Source organism: Streptomyces sp. JNUCC 63 (assembly GCF_054366325.1).
This window is the reverse complement of record NZ_CM135963.1, coordinates 879,371-900,583: the sequence shown is the minus strand read 5'-3', so window position 1 is coordinate 900,583 and position 21,213 is coordinate 879,371. Positions and strand designations below refer to the sequence as shown.

Here is a 21,213-nt window from a genome sequence, read left to right as displayed (position 1 = left end):
CGAAGAAGAGGAGCTGTCATGAGCTGGACCCGTGACGAGATGGCGGCCATCGCCGCCTCCGAACTGAAGGACGGTGCCTACGTCAACCTCGGCATCGGCATACCCACCCTGGTCGCCAACCATCTCCCCGAGGGGGTGAAGGTGACCCTCCAGAGCGAGAACGGGCTCCTCGGCATGGGACCGTTCCCCTACGAGGGCGAGGAGGACGCCGACCTGATCAACGCGGGCAAGCAGACCGTCACCGTCCTGCCCGGCGGCAGTGTCTTCGACTCGGCCGCCTCCTTCGCGATGATCCGCGGCGGCCACGTCGACCTCACGATCCTGGGGGCCATGCAGGTCTCCGGCCGCGGAGACCTCGCCAACTGGAGCATCCCGGGAGCCATGGTCAAGGGCATGGGCGGAGCCATGGACCTGGTCGCAGGGGCACGCCGCGTCGTCGCCCTGACGACCCACGTCGCCAAGGACGGATCCCGCAAGATCGTCCGCGAGTGCACCCTCCCTCTGACCGGCGTCGGTGTCATCGACCGTGTCATCACCGACCTCGCGGTCTTCGACGTCGTCGAGGGCGAACTGGTTCTCGTCCGGACCGCGCCCGGAGTGACGATCGACAAGCTCCGGTCGGTCACCGGGGCCGAGTTCGCCGTCGGCCTCGAGTGCGAGGTGGCGGCATGACCCTCGCCAAGACCTTCGGAACCGACGTCCTCGTCTCCGGGTGGGGGCACACGCCCTTCGGCTCCCTTCGCGACCAGTCCCTCGAAGACCTCGTGCTCACCGCCGCCCGCGGGGCGATCGTCTCGGCGGGGATCGACGCCCGGGACGTCGACGAGATCTGGTTCGGCCAGTTCAACTCCGGCCTGTGGCCCCTCGGTTTCGCCTCCTCCCTGGCCCTCCAGCTGTCCGACGACCTCTTCGGCGTGCCCGCCACCCGCGTCGAGAACGCCTGCGCCTCCGGCTCGGCGGCCGTCCACGGCGGTATCAGGTCCCTCCTCGCCGGTACGGCGCGTACGGTCCTGGTGATAGGCGCCGAGAAGATGTCCCACGCACCGGCGGAGCAGGTCGGAGCCGCGTTGCTCGGGGCCGACTACGAGCTCGCCGGCCAGGAGTCCGGCACCGGCTTCGCGGGGCTGTTCGCCAGGGTCGCCGAGGCCTATCAGCAGCGGTACGGCGACCTGGGCGACGTACTGGGGCAGATCGCCGCGAAGAACCACCGCAACGGTCTGGCCAACCCTTGGGCGCACTTCCGCAGGGAGTTCACCCCTGAGTTCTGCAGTACGACGTCCGCGAAGAACCCCGTCGTCGCGGGCCCGCTGCGGCGCACCGACTGCTCGCCGATCTCCGACGGCGCGGCCGCCCTCGTCCTCACGACCGTCCCGAGCTCGAACGCGGCACAGAGCCCGGTCCGGCTGACCGGCTTCGGCCAGGCGAACGACTTCCTGCCCGCGGGCAAACGCGACCCGGTCGAGTTCGCCGGCAGCGTCGCCGCGTGGAACCGCGCCAGAGCCATGGCCGGCGTCGGTCTCGACGACCTCGACCTGATCGAGCTGCACGACTGCTTCACGATCGCCGAACTGGTGATGTACGAGGCGCTCGGGATCGCACCACGCGGAAAGGGCCGCGCCGCTCTCGAGGAGGGAACCGTGTTCCGGGACGGCGGACTGCCGGTGAACCTCTCCGGCGGGCTGAAGAGCAAGGGCCACCCGGTCGGTGCCACCGGGGTCTCCCAGCATGTGCTGGCCGCGATGCAACTGTCCGGCACCGCCGGTGAGATGCAGCTGCCAGGGGCCCGTCGCGCCGCCGTGCACAACATGGGCGGGCTCGCGGTAGCCAACTACGTCAGCATCCTCGAGGCAACCTGAGCGCGGGAAACCCGCTCTGCCATGCTGGGTGGATGATGCACCGGCAGCCGGAACCCGACGTCACCGACCTCGACTTCCCCTCCTTCGCCGAATACGCCCACGGGCGCACCAGCGAGCTCGTCGAGAACCTCGACCTCGAGGCGGCAAGGCTGGTGCTCACCCTCCACCGCGCGGCCAGCACGGTCGTCTACGACCTGGAGTCGACCGTCCACCGGCCGGCCGGGTGGAGCTGGTCGGGCTTCCGCCTGCTCTACGTGCTCTGGGTCTCGGGTCCGCTCGAGGCCCGGCACGCGGCCCGTCTCTCCGGCATGAGCCGGCAGAGCACCTCTACGCTGTCCCAGACCCTCGAACGCCACGGACTGCTCACCCGCTCCCACTCGCCCGACGACGGCCGGTTGATCACCTATGCGCTCACCCCCGAGGGGGAACAGCGGGTCCGGGAGGTCTACCGCGCCCACAACGACCGGGAACGGCTGTGGTCGCAGGTGCTGACGTCCGATGAGCGTGCCGCGGTCGTGAGTGCTCTCAGCAAGCTGCTCGCAGCCGCCGACGACCTCGAAGTGCGCCGCCGCGCCGACTGACCTTCCCCTGCCCGGACACGCCCCGGCGGTGTGGTGCCGGCGAAGGCTCGCCGGATCCCCTTGCCGGATGTGATCCCTTCCACCTACGGTCATCAAAGGTTTTATGACCTCTACGCGATGGAGCCACCATGCCCAAGCCGTTCGCTTCCACCGGTGATACCCGGATCAAGCAGCAGACCCTGGAGGTACTCGCCGACGGCGTCTACGCCGTCACCGCCGAGGGCGACCCCAACTTCGGCGCGATCGAGGGAGAGGACTTCCTCGTCTGCTTCGAGGCCCTCGCCACGCCGACCGTCGCCCGCAGGGCGCTGGCGAAGGTGCGCGAGCACACCGACAAGCCGGTGCGCCACCTGGTCCTGTCGCACTACCACGCGGCCCGCGTCCTCGGAGCGAGCGCGTTCGAGCCCGACGTGATCATCGCCCACGCCCGGACCAAGGCGTTGATCGAGGAACGCGGCAAGCAGGACTGGGACTCCGAGCAGGGACGCTTCCCGGTGCTCTTCGAGGACCCCGACTCCATCCCCGGACTCACTTGGCCGGATGTCACCTTCACCGACGAGCTGTCCATCGACCTCGGCGGCGACCGGGGCGAGCTGCGGCTCCTCTTCCTCGGCCGGGGGCACACGTCCGGTGACGTCGTCGCCTGGCTCCCGCGCCACGGGGTGCTGTTCGCGGGTGACCTGGTCGAGACCCAGGCCGCGCTCTACACCGGTGACGCCTACCACCGGGAATGGGCCACCGAGACCCTCGACCGGGTCGCGGCCCTGGGCGCCGAGGTGCTGGTGGGCGGCCGGGGCGTCATCGCCCGGGGCCGGGACGAGGTCTCCGCGGCGATCGCCCAGACACGAGGTTTCCTCACCACGTTGATCGACACCGTCCAGGGCGTCCAGGCCAGGGGAGGCGACCTCAAGGAGGCCTTCGAAGCCGCCCACGGCGCACTCGAGCCGCAGTACGGCGGTTGGCCGATCTTCGAGCACTGCCTGCCCTTCGACGTCGCCCGGCTCTGGGAGGAGCTCTCAGGCGGCGAGCACCCGACCATCTGGACCGCGGAGCGCGACCGTGAGGTCTGGGCTCAGCTGCAGCACTGAGGACGTGACAAAGCCATGACCACCACCGAAAGAAACCGGATCGACGCCCCCGTCGTCGTCATCGGCAACGGTCCGGTCGGCCAGACCGCCGCCCTGCTCCTGGCCCACTGGGGTCTGTCCACCATCGTGTTGGACCAGCGTCCCGAACGCGACCCGGTCGGCTCCAAGGCGATCGCCCAGCAGCGCAACATCCTCGACATCTGGGACACCCTCGACGGCGCCGGCCGGCAGATCACGGAGGAGGGCCTGACCTGGAGCCGTTCTCGCACGTTCTACCGCGAGCACGAACTCTTCTGCACCGAGTACACCGACGACGGCTGTGTCTTTCCGCCGTTCGTCAACATCTCCCAGACCCGCACCGAGCAAGTGCTCGACGAGCGGATCGCCGACCAGCCGCTCGTCGAGGCGCGCTGGGGGCACCGGGTCACCGACCTGATCCAGCATCAGGACCACGTCGAACTCGTCTGTGAGACCCCCGGCGGCAACGTGACTGTCCGTGCCGCCTACGTGCTGGCCTGCGTGGGCGCCCGCGGGCATGGCCTGCGCGAGCGCCTCGGAGTGGAGTTCGGCGGTCGTACGTTCGGCGACCAGTTCCTCATCTGCGACATCCAGGCCGATCTGCCCGGCTGGGAACGAGAGCGGCGCTTCTACTTCGACCCCGAGTGGAACCCCGGGCGCCAGGTGCTGATCCACCCCTGCCCGGACTCGACGTACCGGATCGACTGGCAGGTGTCCGAAGACTTCGACATGGCGGCCGAGGAGAGCGACGGCCGACTCGACCGCCGGATCCGGGCCGTGATTGGCGACCGCCCGTACCGGATCGTGTGGAAGTCGGTCTACCGGTTCCACTCCCGGGTCGCCGACCGGTTCCGGGTGGGCCGGGTACTCCTGGTGGGCGACGCCGCACATCTGGTCTCCCCGTTCGGCGGTCGGGGCCTGAACTCGGGGGTGCAGGACGCCGAGAACGCCGCGTGGAAGGTCGCCGCGGTCCTGCACGGCATGGCCGGGGAGGCGCTGCTGGACAGCTATCACCACGAGCGGTACGCCGCGGCCCTGGAGAACCTCGCGGTCACCGGGGCCACGATGGAGTTCCTGGTTCCCCAGACCCTCGCCGAACAGGCTCGGCGGCTGGACGTTCTGGAGCGTGCCGTGGCCGATCCGGCCGCTCGCGCGGAGGTGGACTCGGGGCGGCTGGCGGAGCCGTTCTGGTACGTCGACTCGCCACTGACCACGACCGACCCGGCGCGCCCCTTCGCCGGCCGACCGCCGAAGGGGTCCGTGCCGGCCCCCGGCCCCGGCGTGCTGGTGCCCGACGTCCCGGTCACCGACCCCGGCACGGCCAAGGCGACACGTCTGCGGCTGCTGGCGCGAAGGCGCTTCACCGTGGTCACCGGCGACGAGGTGGACGCCGCCGCGCTGCACCGGGAGCTGCTCGACCTGGGCCGTGCCGTGCCCGTGCACCGGAGCGCGGACCTGGCCGAGGGCGCCGCCGAGATGCTCGGAATCAAGCCCGATGAGGTGTGGGTGATCCGCCCCGACGCCCATCTGGCCGCCACACTCACCGGTCCCACCGCGGTCGAGGTGAACGCCGCCATCACCCGGGGCCTCGGATCCGCTGTCACCGCGCTTCCGCAGCCACCCCGGCCGGTCTCCTCCCGGGTCTGACACCGAGCCGTCGAACGTCACCCGGACTCGAAATGTCACTGACATGTATTCCGGGTCACAGTGATGGCCACCTGGTGACGGCGGTCACGCCGAGGGGTGGTGGGACACCGCATCACCCGTCACCCCTCGGTCGAGCAGGCCGACGTCCGTCTCTTCCCCGAAAGGCAGCACAGTGACTGCTACCACACATGCCACGGGCGTTCCCGACGCACCGTCGCCGGCCGCGCGGCTCGACCGGCTGCCGGTCGGCCGATGGCACTGGAAACTCACGGCACTGGTCGGAATCGGCGCCTTCTACGAGTACTACGAGGTCTTCCTCGGCGGGGTGCTCGCCGCGGTCCTCGGCCCGCTGTGGAAGCTCAACAGCTTCGAAACCGCCAGCCTGATCGCTTCGGTGTTCCTGGGCATGTTCTTCGGCGCCCTGACCCTGGGGCGCCTTGCCGACCGAATCGGCCGGCGGCGCCTGTTCCTCATCAACCTGGCCGTCTACCTGCTCTTCAGCCTGGCCGCCGCTTTCGCCCCCAACGTCTGGGTGCTGGTCGCCTGTCGCTTCGTCGCCGGCATCGGCGCCGGCGCGGAGGCCGCCCTCATCCCGGCGTACCTCGCGGAGTTCATCCCGCCACAGCGCCGAGGCCGCCACATCGGCTACGCGTTCACCATGGCCTTCCTCGCCTACCCGGTGATCACCCTCATCGGAGCGCCCCTTGCGGGAAGTCACTTCCTCATCGACGGGTGGCGCTGGCTGTTGGTGATCGGCTCCAGCGGCATCCTCGCCCTGCTCTGGTTCCGCCGCGGTCTGCCCGAGTCGCCTCGCTGGCTCGCCTCGGTCGGTCGCCTCGACGAGGCCGACACCTTGATCACCAAGATCGAGAACGAGATCGCCGACAGCACCGGAAAGCCGCTCCCGCCCGTGCCGGTCACCGTGTCTCAGGCACCCGCGCACCAGGACGAGGACAGAGCACGGATCTCCGACCTCTTCAAACGCGGTGCTCGCAGAGCCATGATCGCCGCCGGCGCGCTGTGGACCCTCAACGTCCTCGCCTACTACGGCTTCAGCTCGCTCACCCCGCTCCTGCTGGCCGACAAGGGCTACGACCTGAAGAGCTCCCTGCTCTACACCGCCGTCATGGCGATCGGCTATCCGCTCGGAGCGCTCACCGCCGCACTCATCGCCGAGCGATACGAAAGGCGGACCGTCTGCATCGCCACCGGCCTGGGCACTGCCGCAGCCGGCCTCTTCTTCGGCTTCGGGGTCGGCAGCCCGATGATCATGGCCGCGGGCTTCGCAATCGGGTTCCTCTCCAACGTGCAGACCAGCTCCATCAACATGTACGGCTCGGAGGTCTTCCCCACCAGATTGCGCACCACCGCGATCGGGCTCTGCTACGGCACCGGACGCCTCTGCGCCGTCGCGATCCCCTACCTCGGCATCGCGATCCTGGACGCCTTCGGAGGCACAGCCGTCGTCCTGCTCTCGGTCACCCTCTTCGTCATCACGGCCGCCCTGGTCTGGATCTTCGGCCCCAGGACCACCGGCAAGACCCTGGAGGAGATCACCGAGGAACACAGGCCGAACTCGCCGTCCGCCGCGACGGTGGCCTGACCGCCCGACAAAACCCTCACCAGCGAGGAGCCTTGGTGTCTCCCACGGAACAGCTGATCGACTTCGTGCGGTCGACCCGGCTCGACGAGATCGACCCCGAAGCCCGGCACGTCGTCCGCAACATGATCACCACTGTGCTCGGTACCACGGTGGCCGGAGCCGGCGAGGACGGTTGCCGAGAGCTGAGACGGCTGCTGCTCGACCAGGGTGGCGCCCCACAGGCCACCTCACTCGTACACGGAGACCGCCTGCCGGCCGCCTCGGCGGCGCTGCTCAACGGTGTCATGGCTCGCGCACTCGACTACTGCGATGCCATGGCACCCGGCCTCCACCTCGGCTCCTCGCTGGTCCCCGCCGCGTTTGCGGCCGCCGAGTACCGCGGCGGGGTCAGCGGCGAGGAGTTCGTCACGGCCATCGCGGTCGGCGCCGAGCTGGGATCGCGGCTCAACCTGACCGAGGCCCTGTACGACGGTCTCGACCCGACCGGTGTCGTCGCGCCACTCGCCGCCACCGCGACGGTCGGCCGCATCCTCGGTCTGTCGACAGGCCGGCTACGGGCAGCCCTCGGCCTGGCCTTCAATCGCGCCGGCGGGAGCTTCCAGGGCAACGTGGACGGTTCTCTCGCCGTGCGACTCATCCAGGGCTGGGCCGCGGAGGCAGGCGTGACCTGCGCGCTCTGGGCTCTGCGAGGGCTGACCGGCCCCCACAACTTCCTGGACGGCGTCTACGGGTACACCCACCTGTACGGCCGGGGCCAGGTCGACGCAACCACCTTCGTCAAGGGGCTGGGCGACCACTACGCACTGACCGGGACGATGTTCAAGAAGTACCCCAGTTGCGGCCTCACACAAGGGGTGACCGAGCTGGCCTTGCGGGCTCGTCGGTCGGGAATCCGCGCCGAGCGAATCGACCGGGTCGAAGTGGTGCTCCCGCCGTACGCCTACCGGCTGGTGGGGCATCCGTTCGCACCCGGCGCCAACCCGAGGGTCGACGGCCAGTTCAGCGCTCGGTTCTGCGTCGCCAACGCGTTCCTCCACGGCTCCTCCAGGTTGGAGCACTTCACTCCGGCGGCCGTGACCGGGAAGGCGGTCGGTGACCTGGCCGCTCGGGTGCACGTCACCGCGGACCCCGCGCTCGACACCCGTGGCCACAGCGCGGCTGACCTCATTGTCGTCAGCCAGGATTCCGAGCAGTATTTCGGGCTCGACATCGCGCCGGGCTTCCCGGGGAACGCGCTCTCTCAGGAGGATCACGACCGCAGGGTGCGAGACTGCCTGGCGGCCACGGCATACCCGCTCCCGGACAGCCGGACCGAGAAGCTCATGGAGTCCTTGAAGGCCCTGGAGGAACTCGACGACGTCACCGGACTGGTCGCGGATCTGATGAGCCCACACGCCGACGCCGGCAGGGCAGCCGCCCTGTCAGGCGGCTGAAGAAGGACGAGGGCAGCCTCGGCTCCGGCGAGGCTGTGCCTGTTCGCCCCGCTCGGGTTCCCGGTGGAGTTCTTCCACGAGATCGACGGCGCCGAGCGCCTCATCCAGCGCGGCGCCGACCCGCCCGCCTGGGCCACTTCACTATCTGCACCACCGACATCCCGGCCGCCTACGCCACCACAAGTCCCTTGGTCCGGCTGATCGGAGACCACCGAGGGCGACGAGCACGAGCTGTACGCGGCCCGACCGCGCGCAGTGCCAGGGTCACCAGGTGGACGGCTCGGAATGGACGAGGACATGGACGGCACCCTGCAAGAGGCTCGTAGCCGCTGCTTCCACTCCCGCCCATAGTCGAATCGGTCGGCAACTGGACCACCGCGGCGGGCAAAGGATGGTTCGCGGTCGACAACCTCATCGGCTTCCTCAAGGCCCAGCCTGGCCACCAACAGGTGGATCCCGGCCTGAGACGGGTGCGGAAGCTGTGCGTCAACAGCTTCGTCCGATGCCATGCGGCGGCATGAAACGCTGACGGCCGAGAACGCCGGCCGTTCACGTCTCACGTTGATCCATTGGATCGTCTCGGCGGTGCTTTTCGACGTACGGGCAGGTCGTGGTCGTGGACCACTCATGATGCGGCCACTGGTCCGGCCGTTCGCGATGCCGCCTCAGGCGGTCACGATCTCGCCGTGCGTGAGCCCCTTGTGCAGGCAGGTGTGTGGGGCGGTCACCCCGGTGATGCGTCGGCGGATCTCGGTGAGTTGGGGGCCCGGACCAGGTGTGCCGGAAGGGCTGTCGGGCTGCGTCGGGTGATCGACGCGCGAGGGGCGATCGGTATCAAGGCACGATGTTATGCCTTGTGTTAGTGTCATGCGTTTGCGTGGTCGTCGCGGTGGGCGATTCTGCCTGTTCGGTTCCGCTTGTGCGTGGGCTGTTCAATCCTGCCGGGCCTTCCTCGGTATGTTCCTCTGCGGAAGGCTGTTCATGAAGCATCCCGATGACTCCGGCATCGCTCACGGCGGTCCCGCCCAGCCCGGGGCCACGACCGCGGCGCTGCCCCCGGCCGTCTCCTTCGCCGGTCTGGAACTGCCGGTGGAGGTGCTGCGGACACTGAGCGGACTGGGGGTGCGCGAGCCCTTTCCGATCCAGGCCGCCACACTGCCCGATGCCCTGGAGGGGCGCGATGTCCTGGGGCGTGGGCGCACCGGATCGGGCAAGACGCTCGCCTTCGGCCTGCCGCTGCTGACCCGTACGGCCGGGCGGCGCGCCGAACCGAAGCAGCCCCTCGCTCTGATCCTTGTGCCCACCCGGGAGCTGGCCCAACAGGTCACCCAGGCGCTGGCGCCGTACGCCGAGGCACTGCGGCTGCGGATGGCCACGGTCGTCGGCGGCATGTCGGTCGGCCGGCAGGTCGCCGCGCTGCGCCAGGGAGCCGAGGTGGTCGTCGCCACCCCCGGCCGCCTGCACGACCTGATCGAGCGCAGTGCCTGCCGCCTGGGACGGGTGAGGATCACCGTGCTGGACGAGGCCGACCAGATGTGCGACTTGGGATTCCTGCCGCAGGTTGCCGACGTGCTCGACCAGGTGCACCCCGACGGTCAGCGGATGCTCTTCTCGGCCACTCTCGATCGCGACGTCGATCAGCTGGTCCGCCGCTACCTCCACGACCCCGTCGTCCACTCGGTCGACCCGTCCGCGGGCACGGTCACGACGATGGAGCACCACGTTCTGGTCGTCCACGGCCCTGACCGTTACGCCGTCACCACGGAGATCGCCGCCCGCGACGGCCGCGTACTGCTGTTCCTCGACACCAAGCACGCCGTCGACCAGCTCACCCGGCATCTGCGGGCCAGCGGGGTGCACGCCGGGGCCCTGCACAGCGGCAAGTCCCAACCACAGCGCACACGGACCCTGGCGCAGTTCAAGAACGGCCAGATCACCGTTCTGGTGGCGACCAATGTCGCGGCCCGTGGCCTGCACGTCGACGACCTCGATCTCGTGGTCAACGTCGACCCGCCCACCGACCCCAAGGACTATGTGCACCGGGCGGGCCGCACCGCCCGCGCCGGTGAGTCCGGCAGCGTGGTCACGCTCGTGCTGGCGGGCCAGCGCCGCGAGACGAGCCGAATGATGGCCGGGGCCGGCATCGAGCCGACCGTCACCAAGGTGCGCTCGGGCGAGGCGGAGCTGAGCCGGATCACCGGCGCCAAGGCTCCCTCCGGCACCCCGCTCGACGGCGGGCCCACCGTTCCCCGGCCCAAGAACACCAACGCTCCCTTCCGCGGCCTCGGCACCAGCAAGGACACCTCCCGCGGCGCCGGCGGCAAGTCCCGAAAGGCCGGCGAGGCCCGCAAGCTCGCCGAGGCCCGCAAGGCCGCCCTCGTGCGTCGCAACGGCTGAGAGCCGTTGCCCTGGCAGCGAATCTCCCGGCCGCGGGATCGACAACCCTCGGCCCGGCCCGAAGCCCGTCCTGCGCCCCCCACCTACGAAGCGAACGCCCTCGGCCGCGAGAGGGATACCCGCCGAAACGGAGCAGGATGATGTTGCCGGCGCCTCGCACTGCGCCCGGCATGACAAGCTGTGCTTGCCCACCCCCGAACCCAGGAGGTCACCATGACCGCAGAGCCCATACCTACGGAAGGTTCGGAGCCGGCTGCCCCCGAGACGTCCCCTCTGGCGCCGGACAGCGACGGCAACTACGACCTCAAGCGCAAGTTCCGCGAAGCCCTGGCGCGCAAGCGCGCTGCGCAGGCGGACGCCGCCGATGTTGCCGCCAACTCGGATGCGTCGAAGGTGCGTGCGGCGCACGGCCCGGCTGCGAGCCAGCGGTCGTTCAGGCGCAAGAGCGGCGGCTGAGTCGATCAGTCCCGCGATCGGGCCCGCTTTACCGGTACTCTGCGCGCTATCCACTCGCGCGCCCCGTGCAGTGGCCCGCAACGCGCGCATGCTCGTGTGCGCGTTGCGGGTGAGGCGTAGCCGGCGGTCTCGCCTGTGGGAAGGGCCCAACTGAAGCAAGCTGCGCCGCTCCGTGTCCGCGTACTCGAACCGATCGACGTGCCAGCCCATATCAGGCGCCTTGGAGTCCGCCGACGAGACCGACTCGGAGGAACCCTGCACGAATACCAACATGCCGTGTGAGCAGGCCGGATGATTTGTCGGCACCCGCGGTGCCTCTTGGTGTTTTCCCGGAGCAGTTACTTGTTCTCAGTAGGCATTGTCGGCGCAGGCGTGACGAGCGCGCTGGCGGCGTCATTTTCGGCCCCGCTGTCGTGACGCCGGTTCTTCCGGCCCATGGCGCGGAACACCAGGAGCAGTGCCGCGGAGGCGAGGTAGCAGGCGATGCCGAGGATGCAGGCACCCAGGTAGGACCCCGTGGAATCGATGATCCAGGCGAAGGCGAAGGGAACGCCGATGCCACCCACCGCCGTGGCTGCCATGGCCAGGGCGAACAGGCTCGCGAAGTCCTTCTTTCCGTACTCGTCCAGAATGAAGTAGGCCGCGATGTCGCCTTCCGCTCCTTGACTGAACGCGACCATGAGGGCGGCTGCGCCCACGACGATCAGCGGGAGCGCGGGCACCTGGGTCAGGGCCAGGGCGCCGAGGCCGGAGATCGTGAGCACGCTGACGGCCACCGCGTACTTGTTGGTCAGGTCGAGCAACGCTCCGGCGCCGAGGCGACCGACGATGACGCCCACGGTGAAGAGGGTGGTGATCGAGGTCGCCACTACAGGGGTGAGTCCTCCGTCCAGAAGAATGGGCCGGACGTTGGAGAGGAATCCGTTCGCCCCGCCCAGAGCCACTGTGCAGGAGACGACGAGAACCCAGAACCGCGCGGTCCGCAGAACGCTCGGCTGTGCGTGGCGCTTACCCCGCTGACGGGACTTGGCCTCGTCCCTGACGTGCGCGAGCGGGGCATAACCGTGACCGACGGCTGTCGGGCTCAGCGGAGGTGCACCGCGACGTAGAGCCAGACCGAATCCCAGAGTGGCTCCCGTTCGCAAGGGGCGCTACGTGGCTCGTCGGCTCGCCCGCGGTATGGGGTCGTTCTGCACGGGCTGCGGCTGTGCCAGGCCGACCCGGTCCGCACCCGTGCACACATCGGAAGAGGAGTGGGCTGGGCGGGGAAAGGCGCGGACCCCGACGAGCACCAGCCTCGGGCTGTTGGCGCTGGATCCAGCGGCTCGGACCCCGCTCAGCCGGTCAGCCCCCGGCCGTTGACGTCCGACGTGAGGCCGGTTACGTTCGACTAGAATAATAATTCTAGAGGGGCTACTCCATTGAGGACAGCCCCCTGCGACCGCCGAGATCGCGCCCGAGCAGGACGCCGGCGGTTATCGCAGCCGCACAGAGGCGGGCCGCACCGGCAGTATGACCGGATCCGACCCCGTAACCAGGAGTAGTGCAGCATGACCGAAGCACCCCCCACCGCCCTCGTGATCGCCGGCAGCAGCGGCATCGGCGCCGCCTCGGCACGCGAACTGGCGGCGCGCGGCCACCGGGTGGCGGTGCTGGCGCGCGGCGAAGGGGCGGTCGAGCTGGCCGGGGAGCTCGGCGGCCTCGCCATCCGCGGCGACTACACCGAAGTCGGGGTCATCGAGGTGGCCGTCGAGCAGGTGGTCTCCGTCTGGGGCCGGCTGGACGTGCTGATCAACAGCGCGGGCCACGGCCCCAAAGGGAAGCTCGAGGAGCTGACCGACCAGGATCTGGCCGCCGGATTCGACCTGTACTTCTACAACGTGGTGCGGGCCTGTCGCGCCGCCCTGGCACCGATGCGCGCACAGGGCGGAGGCAGCATCGTCAACATCTCCTCGGCCAGCCCCACCGAGCCCTCGCCCCGCTTCCCCACCTCGATGGTGGCCCGGGCGGCGATGACGACCTGGTCGAAGCTGTGGGCGGACGAAGTCGCCGCGGACGGCATCCGGATCAACAACGTGCTTCCGGGGTACACCGTCGCCGACCCGGAGGCCGTTCCGGCCGAATGGACCTCCGCGATTCCGCTGGGCAGGGCCGCCGCCTACCAGGAGGTCGCCCGGATGGTGGCCTTCGTGGCCTGCGACGCCACGTACACCACCGGGCAGAACCTGCGCGTCGACGGCGGACTCACCCGCGGCGTCTGACCTCTCCGCCCCGCCGGGCGGTTCGAGAGTCCTACCGCTCCTCCGCCGCCCGGCGGGCGAAGTCGTCCACCAGGCCCTCCAGCGCCTGCGCGGCCAGATCGGCGTACTCGCCGAAGTCCAGGTCCAGGTGCACCTCGGAGTTCGCGTGGACGTAGAAGCCGTCGGTGAACGCCAGGCTCAGCACCGTGAGCTTGGTGGGCATGTCGGGGAAGCGCTCGGTGACCTCGTCGGGGATGGACTCGGTGATCCGCTGGACGTTCACCTTGAACATCTCCATCCGCATCCGCAGGTACGCCGCACGGACCTCACTGTCCTCACCCAGACCGCCGAGCCGCTTGCTCAACGCCCAGACATTGGCGGCCTTGAGCAGGGCTTCCTCCTTCGTGTAGTGCTCCGGATCGGCACCGGACAGGCCGGTGATGCCACGTGACAGTTTGCGGCGCAGCCCCTCGGGGCCGGAGTGGATCTCCATCCACACCTCGTAGCAGTGCTCGAGCAGGGCGACGAAGAGCTGCTCCTTGTTCTTGAAGTGCCAGTAGACCGAGCCGATGGGCAGGCCGGATTCCGTGCTGACGGCCGCCATGGTCGTGCCCAGGTAGCCGTGTTCCACCGCCAGGTCCAGCGCCGCCTGCAGGATCTGCTCCCGGCTCCGGTCCGAACGCGCCTGCCGCGTGCCCTTCGTGCCGTCACCCTGCCGTGTGCCCTGCTTCATGCCGCCACCCTGTCGCCGCGCCTGTCGTCCGTGCCCCACGTCGCCAACACGCCCATTCTAGAACCCGGCTACTAATGAAGGCGGGAGAGCAGGGCAGTTGTTCCGGCAGCCATGCGCCACGAGCCCGCCCACGGCCGCGTCGACGGTGGCGGGACGGTGCGCGGGAGCCGTCGCGAGGTGGACCGGAGGGTCGCGACCCTTGCGACCACTTCGGTGTCGGACGCGACGCGCACCGTCCCGCCGGGGTCGAAGCTCCGCACTCCGTCAGGCGGCGCAGGCGGCCTCGAGGACCCGGGCAACGACATCGTCGAGCTCCTGGGCCAGGCATTCGGCGGCGATCACATGGTCGGGGCGGACGACGACCGCGCCGACCGGCCGCGCGTCGAACCAGGCCTGCAGGCCCGACTCGCCGCCGAGGTCGCCGACGACGGTGACGCCGGCCGTGGCCTGCTTGCGCGCCCATGGCAGCTGTGCCTTCGGCACCACCTGCACGAGGCGGGCGCCGAACCGGTCCAGCGCGGCGCGCCTCGGGGCCGACAGGAACGCCGTCGGGTCGTTGTTCCAGGTGAGGATCCGCCAGCCCTGACCGGTCGCGTCGTCGAGCAGCATCTCGACGCCGTCGGCATCGGTGGCCGTCGGCTGGGGGAAGATCGTCCCCGCCAGCCGGGGCACGTCGCGGTCGGGCAGCGACTTGGACGTCGGCAGCGGGGTGTGCACCACCACGCCCCGGTCGAACTTCGGCTGGGGCTTGAACGCCTGCCGCTTCTGGGCCTCCCGTTCCTCGGGGGTGCGGCCGGCGGCGATCCGGTCGCGCTCGGCGGCCTTCTGCGGATCGTGGTCGGTCATCTCCTTCGCCATGTGGAGGGAGACGGCCACCATCTGCGTGACGTGGCCCAGCCGTTCGGTCTCGTACGTGTCCAGCAGACCGTCGGTCGAGAGTTCCTTGACGACGGCGGCCAGCTTCCAGCCGAGGTTGAAGGCGTCGCGGATCCCCGAGTTCCAGCCCTGGCCGCCGACGACGGGCATGACATGGGCGGCGTCGCCGGCGAGGAAGATCCGCCCGTGGCGGAACCGCCCTGCGATACGGGCGTGGTGCCGGTAGACGCGGCGGCGGATGATGTCCAGCCGGGACGGGTCCGGCACGTGCGGTGCCAGCAGGCCGAAGACGAACTCGTCGTCGTCGACGTCGGCCTCGGTCTCGTCCTCGAGGAGCGTGAACTCCCAGCGCCGGATGCCGTGGGGCAGTGCGATGGAGGCGTAGCTGCGGGCCGGATCCCCGCCGAAGACGGCATGGGGCGTACCGATCGGGTCGTTGGCGACGTCGATCACGATGCCGTCGGTCGGCCGGGTCTCGCCCTCGAACGAGATGCCCAGGCGCTTGCGGGTGGGTGAGGCCCCGCCCTCGGCGGCGACGACGTACAGCGCGCGCACCGTATCGCCGTTCGCGAGAGTGGCGACCACGCCGTCGGAGTCCTCGGACAGGTCCACGACCTCGGCACCGAAGCGTACGGCGGCGTTGGGGAAGCGGTCGAGACCGGCGAGCAGCACCTGGTCGACCAGCGGCTGCACGAAGCCGTTGCGGCGCGGCCAGCCGAACTCGCGCGTCGTCGGGTTCACTTCGGAGAGGATCATCCGGTCGCCGTTGACCATGTAGATCTTCTGGTCGGGGATGGTGTGGGGGAGCACCTCGTCGACGAGACCGGCGGTCTGCATCACGCGAAGTGCCTCGTCGTCGATGCCCACGGCCCGCGGGTAGTCGATGAGTTCGTGCTCCCGTTCGACGACGAGGACGTCGATGCCCTGCTGCCCGAGCAGGTTGGCCAGGGTCAGGCCGACGGGACCCGCCCCGACGACGAGAACGTCGCAGGCCTTGTTCATGCGTTGCTCCGTGCGGATCGTGCCGAGTGCAGCCCGGCGATGGTGTCGCCGAACGCGCGGTTCAGCAGGACGAGATCGATGCCGAGGCCCGTGTAGTCGACGAGGCCGTCGGCGAACAGGCCGGCCGCGTACTCCGGCCGGCCGGAGTAGATGCCGAGGGTGACGCCGTGCGCGGTCGTCACCTCCCGGAGGTACGCGATCGCCTCGCGCACGGGGCCGTCCTCCCAGTCGCCGCGTCCGGGCAGGCCGTAGGAGACGGCCAGGTCGGCCGGCCCGATGTAGACCGAGTCCAGGCCTGGAGTCGAGACGATCTCTTCGGCACGGTCGACTCCGGCCCTCGTTTCGATCTGGGCGATGGCGGACACCGCGCGGTTGCCTGCCTCGGTGTACGAGTCACCTGGGTACAGCGCAGGTCTGGACGGCCCCAGGCTGCGGTTCCCGACCGGCGGGTACTTGGTCGCGGCGATCAGAGCCTCGGTCTCGGACCGGGACTCGACGGTGGGCGCGACGATGCCGCGGGCCCCGCTGTCGAGGAGCCGCAGGATCGGGGCGGGATCCAGCGAGCCCACACGCGTGTACGCGTACGCGTTCTCCCGCGGAATCGAGCGCAGGATCCCGCATGCCGCCTCAAGCCCCAGTTCGCCGTGCTGGAGGTCGAGGATCACGCCGTCGTAGCCGGCGGCTGCCGCCCACTCCGGCATCGAGAACGAGGGGACCGTCTGGTGGTACAGGACAGGATTCCTGTCGCCGAGAGCTGCCTGCTTCACTGTGCCGGCCCCTCTCGCCCGGCCAGGCGCGCGGCGTGTGCCGCGGCCGCCCGGCCGCCGAAGACCGGCACGATCTCCCGGCGGGAGAACAGCCACCGGCCGTCGACCCTGCTGTAGCGCTCGCGGAACTCACCGACCGACGCGGGCAGTGTCTGCGGCTCGTTCGTGTCGCGGAAGGTCAGGTACTGCACCGTTCCCTCGACCTCCTCCCCGTCCCACACCAGGCGGATCCCGCCGATGAAGTGACGGCCGACGACGTCTGTCTGCAGGGCGCGCCTGGCGCCCCAGGCCTTCATGGCCTCGCGGTCCATGTCGCCCATCGGGCCGACCGAGACGCCGTCGTCGGTGTACAGCTCCCAGGTGCTGTCCGCCCGGTTGTGGTCGAGGCGGTAGAGCATCTCCGCGATGAGCTGCTCGATCTCGACGCGGGTGGTCGCGTCGACGGGACGGTAGTCACTCATGTTCAGCCTTTCGAATCCGCGGTCGCGACCACGCGACCCAGCCCGGTGATGGTGGCGACACACTCGACGTCGGCGGGCCACGGCTCGATGTAGCCGATGGACCCGGACAGCAGCACCTCGCCGGCGCGCAGCGGCTCGCCCGTACGGATCGCGGTCTCGGCCAGCCAGACCACCGCGTTGACCGGGTCCCCCAGCACGTTGCTGCCGACGCCTCGGGTGATCTCGGTGTCGCCGCCCGTGATGACCATCTCCACCTTGGTCAGGTCGACCTCGCCGTACGGGTGCCGCTCCTCGCCGAGGACGACGCCGCTGCAGCCGGCGTTGTCCGCGATGGTGTCGACGATCTGCCCGACCGAACCGTCGTAGCGGAAGTCGACGACCTCGAACGCGGGGGTCACGTAGTCGATCGCGGCCTCGACGCTTTCGCGTGCGGCCTCCAGGATGTCGCTCTTCAGCACGAACGCGACCTCGGCCTCGATGAGCAGGCGGTTGTACGCGGACAGCGGAAGGTGTGTTCCCGAGGCGTGCACCATGTCGTCGTGGATGATGCCGTAGTCGGGCTCGTCGATGCCCACGCGCTGCTGCACGAGGGGGTTGGTCAGGCCGACCTTGCGGCCCACTCGCTTCACGCCCAGCTCGCGCTCGCGGAGGGCGGCGAACTCGGCGGAGATCGCGTAGGCCGCGTCGAGATCGCGCTCGGGGAGCCGGGGGCTCACGTACGGCACGGTGTACACGTCGCGCTTCGCTTCGAACAGCTCGCGCGCGATCTGGGTGATGGTCTCCCGGGTGACGCTCACTCCGGTCCTTTCGTCAGGCATGCTTCTCCAGGAAGGCGACCGCCGCGGCGTTGAACTCCGCGGCTCCCTCCCACTGCGGCCAGTGCGCGGCACCGCGGACCAGCAGGTACTCGCCGTCCGGGATCAGTCCGCACAGGCGCTCGCCCTCGGCCTCGTCGCCGGTCGGCTCGTTGTCGGTCCACACCATCAGGGCCGGGACCGGGACCGCCGCGAAGTCGTCGTCCGTCACCCGGTTGCGCCAGCGCCGCTCCGGCTCCCGCAGGGCGGACACGTGCGCCATGCTGAACCCGTCGCGGGCATAGATCGCCTGGCGGACGCGTACGAGCTCGTCGGTGATGTTCTGCGGATCGTGGATCACGACCTGCAGGCGCTTCTTCACGTTGTCGAAGGTCGGCTCGCTCACCGCCTGGGCGCTCACCGACTGCGTCTTGTCCAGCTGCGGCTCCCCGACCACCCGCCCGCCCGGTGCGGACAGGATCACCGTGCGCAGGCGGTCGGGGTGCTTCGGCGCGAACTTCAGCGCGAGCCAGCCGCCGAGCGACTCACCGGCGAGGTGCACGCGCTCCAGCGCCAGTGCGTCGAGCAGGGCGAGCAGGTGCTCCTCGTAGTCGCGGATCTCCAGCGGATGGTCGGACAGCGAGGTGTACCCGTGGCCCGGGTAGTCGTAGCCGACCACCCGGAAACCGGCTTCCACGAACGCGCGGATGTTCTGCGTCCACGCCTCGATGTGGCCGCTGGTGCCGCTGGCGAGCACGACCGTTTGTGCGTCGGGGGCCGCTCCGGCGATGTCGAGCACCCGGGTGCGGTAGCCGCCCGCGTCCACGTACCGCAGCGTGTGCTCCAGGTCCGCGATCTCTTCCCACAAGGTCGCGAAGTGCGTCTTCTCCGCCCGGCTCATGCGGTCACCGCCGCCTGGACGGCGAAGCCGGCGCCCCACTTCTCGACCGCCCAGTAGCGGTCGACGGCGAAGCGGTAGGGGCCGGCGGTCGACAGCGCCGCGTAGGCGGCGATCCAGCTGCGCATCTCGTGCGCGGCCGAGCCGCCCTCCGCCATGAACCAGCCGTTCTCCCAGCCGTCGACCGGTTCGAGGTCGCCGGAGCGGAACACATCGAGTACGAGCGTGTCCCACTCCTCGTTCAGTGGGTCGCTCGGAGCCTTGCCGTCGGCTATCGCCTGGATGCCCTTGACGATCATCTGCTCACGCTCCTGCCGCTCCTCGGGCGAGGGCGCGTACGCGATCAGGCGTTCGTGCACGGTGCCGGGGGCACCGTCCCAGCGCGGGATCGGCGGGTTGTGGGAGATGCCGCCCGAGGCGAGGAACAGCACCTTCTTGTCCATCGCCCGGGCGGCCCGGCCGAACGCCTCGCCCATCAGGCGCACCCGCCGCATGGGGGAGAGCGGCAGGCCGATCGCGTTCACGAACACCGGCACGATCGGCTGCGTGAAGCCCTTCCCGAACACGAAGTCGAGCGGCTGGACCACGCCGTGGTCGACCTTCATCCGCTCGCTGCGGCCGATGTCGATGCCCTCGGCCAGCACTGCCGCGTGGAAGGCCCGGGCGGCGTCGCCGTCGACGGGGAGCGGCCCCGCGGTGGTGCCGTAGTCACCGATGCCCTCGGCGACCGCACCGATCACCCACGGGGTGATCAGCGAGTAGAGCTGGCCGTTGAAGTGGTCGGGTCCGAACACCACGACCAGGTCGGGGTCGTACGCGGCGACGAACCCCCTGACCTCGTCGATGGCGGCATTGATCTCGGCGAACGTCTCCCCGCCCGGGTCGACGTTGCCGAAGGACGGCGCGTGGGAGAGCGCTGCGACGGCCAGCGGCATGGAGTGGTTCCTTTCTCGGAAGTGGTGGGCGGCCGCTATGCGGACGTACCGGAGAGCGCAGGCTGAGCACTTGGTGCATCGGAGCGGCGCTGGCCCAGGTGCAGGGCCAGGATGCAGAGGCCGGCGACGAGCATGGGCAACGCGAAGACGGTGAAGGCCGCTGCCATCCCCATGCCCGCGTCGAAGGCCGCGCCGCCGACGACCGGCGCCACGATGCCGCCGAACCGGCCGACGCCGATGACGACACCGAAACCGGTCGAGCGGGCCAGCGTCGGGTACAGCGTCGGGACGATCGCGTAGAAGGCGGCGGTGCCCGAGCAGACGAAGAACGAGGCCAGGAACAGGGTCCACCAAGCGGTCGGCATGCCCGGGCCGGCGATGCCGAACAGCGACAGGGTTGCGGTGGCCAGGAGCAGGAAGACAGGGGCGAGGAGGCGAATGTTGATTCTGCCGCCGAGGAACCCGAAGAGCACGTTGCCGAGGATGCCGCCGATGCTGAAGGCGGTGACGAGCTGCGGGGCCAGCGCCGGGTTCTGATTGGCCGACGCCACGCTGCTGGGTGCCCAGTTCGTCATGAAGTAGAAACTGAGCATGTACGCGACGTACCCGACGATCATCAGCAGCGTGTAGAAGCCGGTCCGGCCGGTGAACACGGTGCGCAGCGAGCCCTTCGCCTTGACGCCCGTCGAGTCGGGCTCGGGGAGCGCTTCGAGTGCGGGACGGCGCATCTTCGCCAGGAGCGCGTTGAGCCGCTGCAGGGAGTCCGTGCGACGGCCCTCGGAGAGCCAGGCGAGCGATTCGGGGAGGAGGGCGTACGTGGCGACCGCGGCGATCGCGCTCAGGACGAACCCGACCCACCAGCCGAACTGCCAGCCGCGGGTGTCGAGCATCGGGCCCACGATCATGGAGCCGAGCAGCCCGCCGATGTTGATCGCGGCGGCGTAGACGGCCATCACCAGTGCGTACACGCGCTTGCCCGTGTACTCGGCGAGGATGACGCCGACCACGGCCACCAGGCAGCCGACCCCGATGCCGGTGACGATGCGGCTCACGACGAGGGGCCAGGTCCCGGTTTCCGGCGTCGCGAACGGGCCGATGAACATGCCCACCGCGATCGTCACGGTGGAGATGACACCCATCTGGCGTCTGCCGATGCGGTCGGCGAGCGGCGCGACGATGATCGAACCCACGAGCATGCCGATCAGGGCGCCGGACATCACGAGTCCGAGTTCGGCCTTGGAGACCCCGAAACCTCTCTCGATGTACGGGGCGGCGAACGACGTGAGCGAGACGTCGTAGCCGTCGAGCACGACCAAGGTGATCGCGATGACGATGGCGCGGATCTGCAGACCGCTCATCTTCTCTTGAGGGATGTGGTCGGTGATCCTCATGGAGGTCTCCCTGTTTCGGGACAGAGCGGACCCGTGC

At 69.8% G+C, this 21,213-nt stretch carries 19 protein-coding genes; 10 read left to right on the top strand and 9 right to left on the bottom strand.

The features are described 5' to 3' along the window. Window positions 1-18 precede the first annotated feature (18 nt). The 9 genes from ACX25U_RS04135 (at window position 19) to ACX25U_RS04095 (ending at window position 11,079) form a co-directional block, all read left to right on the top strand. Window positions 19-672, top strand: a complete 654-nt coding sequence (locus ACX25U_RS04135; protein WP_454389154.1) for a CoA transferase subunit B — start codon at window positions 19-21, stop codon at window positions 670-672. Further along, window positions 669-1,856, top strand: a complete 1,188-nt coding sequence (locus tag ACX25U_RS04130) for an acetyl-CoA acetyltransferase (RefSeq protein ID WP_454389152.1) — start codon at window positions 669-671, stop codon at window positions 1,854-1,856. The genes ACX25U_RS04135 and ACX25U_RS04130 overlap by 4 nt, the downstream gene beginning before the upstream one ends. Window positions 1,857-1,888: 32 nt before the next feature. Continuing rightward, on the top strand, window positions 1,889-2,437 hold the full coding sequence (locus ACX25U_RS04125; RefSeq protein WP_454389150.1) for a MarR family winged helix-turn-helix transcriptional regulator: 549 nt from the start codon (window positions 1,889-1,891) through the stop codon (window positions 2,435-2,437). 128 nt (window positions 2,438-2,565) lie between these two features. After that, window positions 2,566-3,525 (top strand): MBL fold metallo-hydrolase, encoded by a 960-nt coding sequence (locus ACX25U_RS04120; RefSeq protein ID WP_454389148.1) that lies wholly within the window; start codon window positions 2,566-2,568, stop codon window positions 3,523-3,525. A 15-nt stretch (window positions 3,526-3,540) separates the two neighbouring features. Then, the gene (locus ACX25U_RS04115; RefSeq protein ID WP_454389146.1) at window positions 3,541-5,190 is read left to right on the top strand and encodes an FAD-dependent monooxygenase; all 1,650 of its coding nucleotides are present in this window, start codon (window positions 3,541-3,543) and stop codon (window positions 5,188-5,190) included. Window positions 5,191-5,362: 172 nt separating this feature from the next. Beyond that, complete coding sequence (locus ACX25U_RS04110) at window positions 5,363-6,793, top strand: MFS transporter (protein WP_454389144.1); 1,431 nt, start codon at window positions 5,363-5,365, stop codon at window positions 6,791-6,793. 35 nt (window positions 6,794-6,828) lie between these two features. Further along, on the top strand, window positions 6,829-8,226 hold the full coding sequence (locus ACX25U_RS04105; protein ID WP_454389142.1) for an MmgE/PrpD family protein: 1,398 nt from the start codon (window positions 6,829-6,831) through the stop codon (window positions 8,224-8,226). Between the two features lie 981 nt (window positions 8,227-9,207). After that, window positions 9,208-10,623: a DEAD/DEAH box helicase gene (locus ACX25U_RS04100; RefSeq protein ID WP_454389140.1), complete on the top strand. Its 1,416-nt coding sequence runs from the start codon at window positions 9,208-9,210 to the stop codon at window positions 10,621-10,623. A gap of 213 nt (window positions 10,624-10,836) precedes the next feature. Continuing rightward, the gene (locus ACX25U_RS04095; RefSeq protein ID WP_454389138.1) at window positions 10,837-11,079 is read left to right on the top strand and encodes a DUF5302 domain-containing protein; all 243 of its coding nucleotides are present in this window, start codon (window positions 10,837-10,839) and stop codon (window positions 11,077-11,079) included. Window positions 11,080-11,417: 338 nt separating this feature from the next. On the opposite strand, the gene ACX25U_RS04090 is transcribed toward ACX25U_RS04095, so the two are convergent. Next, complete coding sequence (locus ACX25U_RS04090) at window positions 11,418-11,918, bottom strand: hypothetical protein (RefSeq protein WP_454389136.1); 501 nt, start codon at window positions 11,916-11,918, stop codon at window positions 11,418-11,420. A gap of 711 nt (window positions 11,919-12,629) precedes the next feature. Between ACX25U_RS04090 and ACX25U_RS04085 the strand changes: the two genes are divergently transcribed. Continuing rightward, window positions 12,630-13,340: an SDR family oxidoreductase gene (locus ACX25U_RS04085; RefSeq protein ID WP_454389134.1), complete on the top strand. Its 711-nt coding sequence runs from the start codon at window positions 12,630-12,632 to the stop codon at window positions 13,338-13,340. 31 nt (window positions 13,341-13,371) lie between these two features. Here the strand turns inward: ACX25U_RS04085 and ACX25U_RS04080 are convergent, their stop codons facing one another. From ACX25U_RS04080 to ACX25U_RS04045, 8 genes are all read right to left on the bottom strand, one after another. Next, window positions 13,372-14,052 carry a TetR/AcrR family transcriptional regulator gene (locus ACX25U_RS04080; protein WP_454389132.1) on the bottom strand — a complete coding sequence of 227 codons (681 nt, stop codon included), beginning with the start codon at window positions 14,050-14,052 and terminating at the stop codon, window positions 13,372-13,374. 264 nt (window positions 14,053-14,316) lie between these two features. Continuing rightward, the gene (mhpA, locus tag ACX25U_RS04075; protein WP_454389130.1) at window positions 14,317-15,930 is read right to left on the bottom strand and encodes a bifunctional 3-(3-hydroxy-phenyl)propionate/3-hydroxycinnamic acid hydroxylase MhpA; all 1,614 of its coding nucleotides are present in this window, start codon (window positions 15,928-15,930) and stop codon (window positions 14,317-14,319) included. Further along, window positions 15,927-16,697 (bottom strand): HpcH/HpaI aldolase family protein, encoded by a 771-nt coding sequence (locus tag ACX25U_RS04070; RefSeq protein WP_454389128.1) that lies wholly within the window; start codon window positions 16,695-16,697, stop codon window positions 15,927-15,929. The genes mhpA and ACX25U_RS04070 overlap by 4 nt, the downstream gene beginning before the upstream one ends. After that, complete coding sequence (locus ACX25U_RS04065) at window positions 16,694-17,158, bottom strand: nuclear transport factor 2 family protein (protein ID WP_454389126.1); 465 nt, start codon at window positions 17,156-17,158, stop codon at window positions 16,694-16,696. The genes ACX25U_RS04070 and ACX25U_RS04065 overlap by 4 nt, the downstream gene beginning before the upstream one ends. A gap of 2 nt (window positions 17,159-17,160) precedes the next feature. After that, window positions 17,161-17,976 carry a 2-keto-4-pentenoate hydratase gene (locus ACX25U_RS04060; protein ID WP_454389124.1) on the bottom strand — a complete coding sequence of 272 codons (816 nt, stop codon included), beginning with the start codon at window positions 17,974-17,976 and terminating at the stop codon, window positions 17,161-17,163. Beyond that, the gene (locus ACX25U_RS04055) at window positions 17,969-18,853 is read right to left on the bottom strand and encodes an alpha/beta fold hydrolase (protein WP_454389122.1); all 885 of its coding nucleotides are present in this window, start codon (window positions 18,851-18,853) and stop codon (window positions 17,969-17,971) included. The genes ACX25U_RS04060 and ACX25U_RS04055 overlap by 8 nt, the downstream gene beginning before the upstream one ends. After that, complete coding sequence (locus ACX25U_RS04050; protein ID WP_454389121.1) at window positions 18,850-19,785, bottom strand: 3-carboxyethylcatechol 2,3-dioxygenase; 936 nt, start codon at window positions 19,783-19,785, stop codon at window positions 18,850-18,852. The genes ACX25U_RS04055 and ACX25U_RS04050 overlap by 4 nt, the downstream gene beginning before the upstream one ends. 35 nt (window positions 19,786-19,820) lie before the next feature. Beyond that, on the bottom strand, window positions 19,821-21,176 hold the full coding sequence (locus ACX25U_RS04045; RefSeq protein WP_454389120.1) for an MFS transporter: 1,356 nt from the start codon (window positions 21,174-21,176) through the stop codon (window positions 19,821-19,823). Between the last annotated feature and the right edge of the window lie 37 nt (window positions 21,177-21,213).